Source organism: Moorena sp. SIO1F2 (assembly GCF_010672755.1).
Taxonomy (GTDB): Bacteria; Cyanobacteriota; Cyanobacteriia; order Cyanobacteriales; family Coleofasciculaceae; genus Moorena.
Genome location: NZ_JAAHFV010000333.1, coordinates 1 through 7,073 on the forward strand (window position 1 = coordinate 1; position 7,073 = coordinate 7,073).

Sequence of the window (7,073 nt, forward strand, 5' to 3'; positions counted from 1 at the left end):
GGGTTTCCGGTAGTCTGACACCTGGTACTTGGAAGATTCGGATTCGTGGATTTAATGTCCCCACAGGCTCCCAGGTGGTTTACTGGGCATCCCACATCCGTAACTAATCTGTAACTAATCCGTAACTAGCACATAGTACTAGCTTATAGTACACAGGAAGATAAATGTTATGCAAACAAATTATCGGATCCTACTCATAGCAATCATCTTCCTGGGCGCTAGTTGTCTTGGATGTGAACTGGGCAAAACCACTCCAGACGGTTTGGCAACCGTCTGGAAACCTTCAACTACACCATTGAGAGTATTACCAGTATCACCTTGGTACAGGCGATTGGTCAAACCTGAGGCTCTCTTCCTCACCCAAGCGAGTATGGATAACAACAGACAGACTTTAACAATTTTTGCGGACAAACCCTTTTATCGTGAACGACCAGAACCTGAGATAACTTTAACAGGAGTTTTGCAATCATCCCCTGTTCGGGTTGGTCCCAATACACGAGATATGCCCTTCAAGCTTGAAACTCAAACAGAAACCCTGAGTGTCTACGTCAGCAGTCGTGAAGAAGAAATATTGGATCGATTTGTTAATCGCAAGGTGAGGGTGATTGGTAAGCGAGTTGACCAGCGTGCAGAGGGTTATGACTTCGAGATCTGGATTGGCTCGATTAGTACAAATGATGATTAATTATCTACTAAGCATTCAGCTGATCGCTGATAGCTGAATGCTTACAATTGTTAACTGGAGTACGATTACCGATTACCAATGACCGCTTACCGATTACCAATAACCCCACAATCCTATGTTGCATCCCTTTTAGGGATTTTAGATAAAAGGGATCACAAATCAGGCTATTGATTTTATAGTTGAGCTTTCTTCTAAAGACTCCAAGGTTTTAAGCAGACGAACTGCTGAGTGATAGGCTTCTTCAGTTAATTCCTGACGTTCCTGAGAGCTATCAACTAGGTCATTCACCACTAACTGCAAGCAAACAATCATTGGGGTCAGGTGAGTTCGCACTTCATGGGAGGTATTGACTAACTCCTTTTTGACCACATTTTTAACCTCTCCATTGCTATTGTGCTCAAACTGCATCTTGTACAAACGAGAGTAGTAACCCTCCTTGTTAAGCAGTTCCTGATGGGTGCCAATCTCAACCACTTGCCCTTTGTCCATAACCACGATTTGATCAGCTTTTTGGATCGTGGACAGTCGGTGAGCAATCACTACCGTTGTGCGATCGCGACAGAGTTCATCAATAGCTTGTTGTACTAGCCGTTCGGAAACCGTATCTAAGGCACTGGTTGCTTCATCTAAAATTAAAATATCTGGATTGCGCAGCAGCGCCCGGGCAATGGCCATGCGTTGGCGTTGTCCACCGGATAAGAGTACACCGCGATCGCCTACTTTGGTATCAAACCCGTCGGGTAATTCAATGATAAATTCATAGGCATTAGCTCGTTTCGCTGCTGCCATAATATCTGCCTCGGTAACATCTTTCATTCCATAAGCAATATTGTTGCGCACGGAATTATTAAATAAAAACGTATCCTGACTGACAACCCCCATAGCTTGTCTGAGGGAACGAATATCGTACTCCTTCAAATCTGTGCCATCGATAGTGATTCGTCCTTCAACTGGGTCATAAAATCGTGGCAACAAATCTGCCAAAGTTGACTTACCGGCACCGGAAGCACCCACTAATGCCATAGTAGTGCCTTTGGGAATCGACAAATTCACGCCATTGAGTACCAAATCCTCATGACCAGGATAGGCAAACGATAGATTTTCTATGCGAATTTCTTGGGATAGCTTCGTGTAGATATTTTTGCCATTGGTCATAATCGGTTTGTTGTCTCGCTGCAAAAAATCAGCCACGATTGCTGTACTAGCAGACACATTAGCAAACCGACTTCTTTGCCCATTCAACTGACTGATTACTGGTAACAAACGGAATAGTAAGAATAAATAAATCCCCAAAACAGTAGAGATCGCTTCCAGTTCTTCTGCTGAACTATCTTGCAACAGGAGATTTTTGCCCACAAAGACGATGGCTAAAATTGCCAATATTCCCGAGACTTCATTAATGGGGTTAATTGCCGCAAAATTAGCCTGGGATTGAAATTCAGCCTGTTCCCGTTCATCAATAACTTTTTCAATCCGTTGATATTCATCTTGTTCATTACTCACTGATTTTATTAACCGAATTCCCGTTAATATTTCCAGTAATGATCCTGAATATTTTCTGGATTTTTCTGATAGAATTTTACCAAATTGCTTAGACCGCCTAACAAAAAATTGATTAATAATGAATACGCCCAATAATAAAATACTTGTTGCAATAGTTAGTTGCCAGGAAATCGAGATTAGAATAAATACAAATACAAAAATTGTGATTACCGTCGTAAATAATTGAATGGCAATTTTAATGGCATTAGCGGCTCGACCAATTTCTTGACTAATCCGATTTATAATATCACCAATTTTGGTCTTAGCATAAAAATCTAGATCCAGATCCAGGAGTAATTTAATCCCTTCTTTACGAAAGGTATTAATTAATTTTTTGGATAAATGGGTAGACACTAAGATATTGACATAGTTAGCTACATTTTTCAGGACAATAGCTAAGAGCACTACAAGTACCATTATCAGCACGCGATCGCCCCCTTCAAACCCCTCAAAAAGAGCCATGGTTTTCTGAATGATAGGGGGGGCTTTGCTTAGCTCTAGTTTCTTTTGACCTAAAAACTCCAGCACTAACGGTACAATTATCGTTGTACCGACACTATTAAACATGGCACTGGAAAATCCCAGCAAGACAGTCAATACAATCAAGATAGGATGGCGTAGTGCGTAGCTAAGGAGTAATCGATTAGGAGACATGATTACTGTTTTTTTATTGTTGAGTGTTGACTGTTGACTGTTGGTATAGGGGACAGGGTAAACGCATCTTGTCAATAAAGCGAGGGTAGTTCTCAATAAACCTGGCCTTATTGTGCTTATTGACAATGGCTTTTCCACATATAGTGTTTATTTTATTTTAAAAACACTATATATATAATTAAAAAAATTAGATGCGTTTACCCTGGTAAAGGGGAAGACTTACTTGTGCTCCATTCAAGCATAAACAGTCAACAAAAAAGCTGTTAGTTACTGAGCAAAATTATATGTTGAACAGCTTAGCAGATTATAAATCAGCAATAACATCTGCAATAACTGCCGCCATGGCATCAACACTATGGTACTTCACACATAGCTCCCTGGCTTGAAGTCCTTTATGATTGGCAGCATCTAGATTCTGAAATATCTGTTGAATCCCCTCAGCTAGTTGTTGTGGCGAACTAGGCTCAACCAAATAACCGGTATCACCTAAAATTGTTGGGATATCCCCAACACGGGTAGACAACACTGGCTTAGCCATTGCCATACCATCTGTCAATTTTAAGGGAAACTGAGCTCTAGCCGCCAGAGTATCTCGCTGGGGAACCACCACAATATGAGCTGCTGACACGACCTCTGGCATTTCTTCGACTGGGGTTCTGGGCAATTTAATAATCCAACGTCCCCATTTTTTGATGAGTTGTTGATCATAATCATCATAGGGACTGCCTCCGACAATCACCAATCTTAAGTCTGGCTGATTGAGATACTCTAGCGCTACTAAAACATCTTCAACTCCTTTGTGGGGTCGTGGCGCACCAGGAAACATTAATACCCGATACTCCGATAACCCATAACGCTTCCGGCTGTGTTCTGGGTCATAGTGCTCGGGGTCAAACAGATCGGTATCTTTACCATTGGATAGATAGACACCACCGAAGCGTTCCTTGAGAAACTGAGTATCTATAGTGATAGCATCAGCATAATTGACGAAGTTTTCTAGCCATTTGATATACAGGGGATGGTCTGGATATCTCAATTGACCATCTTTGGTAATAATATCCCTACCGAACTGTTTAAGGGTTGGACGATACTGCCATTGGTCCCCACCATACCAACTTAGTTCCCAATCATCCATATCCAGGATGATTGGACGACGGCTAGTAAACTTTTTCAGCACAGACAGACCAAAACTGGTGGGTTTGGGTTTTACGGCATAGATAATATCGCCATCTATATTTTTTAACAGGTCTCGGGCAGCGGTTAAGACTCCAGGATATTTACCACCAGGGACGGAAGTAATGGTAAAACCAGAAGGAGGAGTGGCATATAACTCCTTCCCAAACATAAATCCCACAATCTCTATGGCATAGTTGAGCTTTTTCAGGACTTGTCCGAGCAAAAATGCCCGGATAGCACCACCTCCGGACAAGTCACTGACAACTAGGGAAACTTTTTTGTTCATCGGATTTTGATAAAACTGGTACACGATACATGGTGATCAACCTCTCGTGTGAAAGTGATTAGTCCCCTCGGGTTTAGCAAGATGTCCCAACTACCACGCACTAATGGTCACTAAAGAGGGAGTTGGGAGTCGGGAGTCGGGAGCGGTGCGACCCGTGGCGAATTTAATTACGGGTCAAGCGCACGCCCTGGGAGTCGGGAGTAGGGGTAACAAAATTGAATTTACCTCATAATTATGGAATTGTCCGATAATCTCAACTCGGGAGCTATTCGGAAGTGCTTACCAGCTAAACCCTTAGTGCTAAGGGTCAAATCTCAGGAAGACCAACCATTACCTTTCGATTTAGGTGGGGTGATTGACACTTTGCTAGATAAAGACTTTAATCAGGGAAATGGAAAATGGCGCATAGAATCAGAATTCCCGTTTCAAGTGCTATAATCTCAGGTGTGATCAACTATCACCCTTTCCACACCCTAATCTAATCAAACAAAAAATCGACGAACGACACTAACCCCTAAAGCGTTGAACGTTTCAGGGGTGTGGTAGATAGAAATTTAGAATATAGTTCAGAAGGGGAAGAAGGGAAACACAGGGAACAGAGGTAAGTAAAACTTGACCATTAGATCTGGCCAATCGGTAACCCTGTCCCTATGTCCCTACTACATAGTTTTAGATCTTGGAATTGGTGATTATAGTTAATCCTTAATTATACCCTACAAGGGACGCCTAAGGCGAACATCCTTAATCCTTAATCCTTAATCCTTAATCCTTAATCCTTTATGCTACGGGAACCCTAAGGACATTATCCTTGACCCCATGGCGCTTCTGATGCCATTGCCAGGCGTGGGACAAGATGGTGTTGATATGGGAATATTGGGGATACCAACCCAGAAGTTGTCTGGCTTTGTCACTACTACCGACCAAAGCGGGGGGATCACCAGGACGGCGATCGCATTCTATAGCTTTGATGTTTTGTTTTGTGACAAATCTGGCTGCTTCAATGACTTCTTTGACTGAGAAGCCGTTGCCATTGCCTAAGTTAAAGATTTGACTATCCCCACCCTTTAACAAATAGTCCAACCCCAAAACATGAGCAGAGGCTAAATCTTTGACGTGAATATAGTCCCGAATACAAGTTCCGTCAGCTGTGGGATAATCGGTACCAAACATGGAGATGGACTCCCGTTTACCTAAAGCAGTGAGCAGCACTAAGGGGATAAGGTGGGTTTCGGGAGTGTGATCTTCCCCTAGCCTACCCTCTGGGTCAGCACCAGCGGCATTAAAATAGCGGAAGGTTACGGATTTTAAATCATAGGCGGTATGGAAATCCGATAGAATCCGCTCTACCATTAATTTACTCGCCCCATAAGGATTAATTGGGTTTTGGGGATGATCTTCTGGAATCGGTACAGTTTTTGGTACCCCGTAGGTAGCACAGGTAGAGGAAAAGACTAATTTCTTAATAGATGCTGCTACCATAGCTTCCAGGAGTGTTAGTGTCCCGGTGACATTATTGCGGTAATATTTAGCAGGGTCAGTTACCGACTCTCCTACATAGGCATAGGCAGCAAAGTGCATCACTGCACTGATATCATAGTGACTAAAAAGATTGTCGAGTAATACCCGGTCATTGGTATCACCGACAATTAGCTTCACCTTTAGAACGTCTTCGACTATGTCTCGATGACCATAGACTAAATTGTCTAGAACCACCACGTCGTAGCCAGCTTCCAAGAGTGCTAATACAGCATGGGAGCCAATATATCCGGCACCCCCTGTAACTAGCACAGTTGCTTTGGATTGCGACACTTGAATACCTCGCGCTTACTAGATTTTTGCTTTTACCAAATTATTCCCTGGGATAGCTTGTAATTCCGCAAAATTCGGTAAAATAGCAATCCCATTAGGAGATGCCAGAGTTGATTTGGTGATGCTTAAACCTAATTGTGACGCAATAGTCAAGCTGATTAATTATGCCTCTTAATTATTCTGGCTTCAAGCCCCACGTCCTAGCGGTAAGGAGGTCGTGGGATTCAATGCCTGTCAGATGCGCTTTGACAACAGTTAAAACAATGTCCCATCCATCAGGATGCTCACGGGGGAGTGCTTATCTAGTCTGGGGTAAGGTAGTATTTCTGAGATAATCACAACCAAGATGGATGTCTTAAGGAAACCCTGAGGCTAATAACGGCTAATAACGGCTAATAACAAAGGCTTGGTTGTCATCCCACACTTTCGAGATAGCAAAGTGTGGGTGGTTATCACTGTGCGTCCCTAATCAACTAACTTGACAATCAACTAATTTCACACGACCAGTCTGAACATTATCAAATATCCGATTAATCTGGTGGCGTTCTGCGTCGCTTATATTGTAATCGCAGAGGAAGGCACTCGTCAGCTGTAAATACTCTTGACGGCTCAATTGACCCCTGGTAATCATCTGGTTTACCATTGTCTCTATGTCCAGGTTGGATTGGCGTTCAGGTGTAGACGCCACAGATTTATGGTTTAGTCGGTGGGAAATCAAAAATGGCCATTCTGGGGATAGAGCGATTTTCATGGTTATTTAGCACCTCTGTATAATTCAATCGAGCCAACCTTAACGGTTAGGGTCAAAGGAAGTATTTCGAGTAAAGAATAAATTTTGGTATAATAGTTTACTAAAAACCTCCTTGAACATTTACTCTCTGTTTATTCTCTGTACCAGGTAAGCTGGCAGTGTCTTTACCC

At 42.6% G+C, this 7,073-nt stretch carries 7 protein-coding genes; 3 read left to right on the plus strand and 4 right to left on the minus strand.

Annotated elements, in window-relative coordinates; translation table 11 throughout:
• Positions 1–169 precede the first annotated feature (169 nt).
• Positions 170–685 (plus strand): hypothetical protein, encoded by a 516-nt coding sequence (locus F6J94_RS27255; RefSeq protein WP_293021964.1) that lies wholly within the window; start codon positions 170–172, stop codon positions 683–685.
• Positions 686–844: 159 nt separating this feature from the next.
• On the opposite strand, the gene F6J94_RS27260 is transcribed toward F6J94_RS27255, so the two are convergent.
• Together F6J94_RS27260 and F6J94_RS27265 are read right to left on the minus strand one after the other, a co-directional pair.
• The gene (locus F6J94_RS27260; protein ID WP_293046026.1) at positions 845–2,881 is read right to left on the minus strand and encodes an ABC transporter ATP-binding protein; all 2,037 of its coding nucleotides are present in this window, start codon (positions 2,879–2,881) and stop codon (positions 845–847) included.
• Positions 2,882–3,185: 304 nt separating this feature from the next.
• Positions 3,186–4,343 (minus strand): glycosyltransferase family 4 protein, encoded by a 1,158-nt coding sequence (locus F6J94_RS27265; protein ID WP_293021962.1) that lies wholly within the window; start codon positions 4,341–4,343, stop codon positions 3,186–3,188.
• A 103-nt stretch (positions 4,344–4,446) separates the two neighbouring features.
• Between F6J94_RS27265 and F6J94_RS27270 the strand changes: the two genes are divergently transcribed.
• Complete coding sequence (locus F6J94_RS27270; protein WP_293046029.1) at positions 4,447–4,575, plus strand: hypothetical protein; 129 nt, start codon at positions 4,447–4,449, stop codon at positions 4,573–4,575.
• 2 nt (positions 4,576–4,577) lie between these two features.
• Positions 4,578–4,781, plus strand: coding sequence for a hypothetical protein (locus F6J94_RS27275; protein WP_293021961.1), 204 nt, complete (start codon positions 4,578–4,580; stop codon positions 4,779–4,781).
• A 339-nt stretch (positions 4,782–5,120) separates the two neighbouring features.
• On the opposite strand, the gene galE is transcribed toward F6J94_RS27275, so the two are convergent.
• On the minus strand, positions 5,121–6,152 hold the full coding sequence (gene galE, locus F6J94_RS27280) for a UDP-glucose 4-epimerase GalE (RefSeq protein WP_293046033.1): 1,032 nt from the start codon (positions 6,150–6,152) through the stop codon (positions 5,121–5,123).
• Between the two features lie 469 nt (positions 6,153–6,621).
• Positions 6,622–6,903 (minus strand): hypothetical protein, encoded by a 282-nt coding sequence (locus F6J94_RS27285; protein WP_293021959.1) that lies wholly within the window; start codon positions 6,901–6,903, stop codon positions 6,622–6,624.
• Positions 6,904–7,073 lie beyond the last annotated feature (170 nt).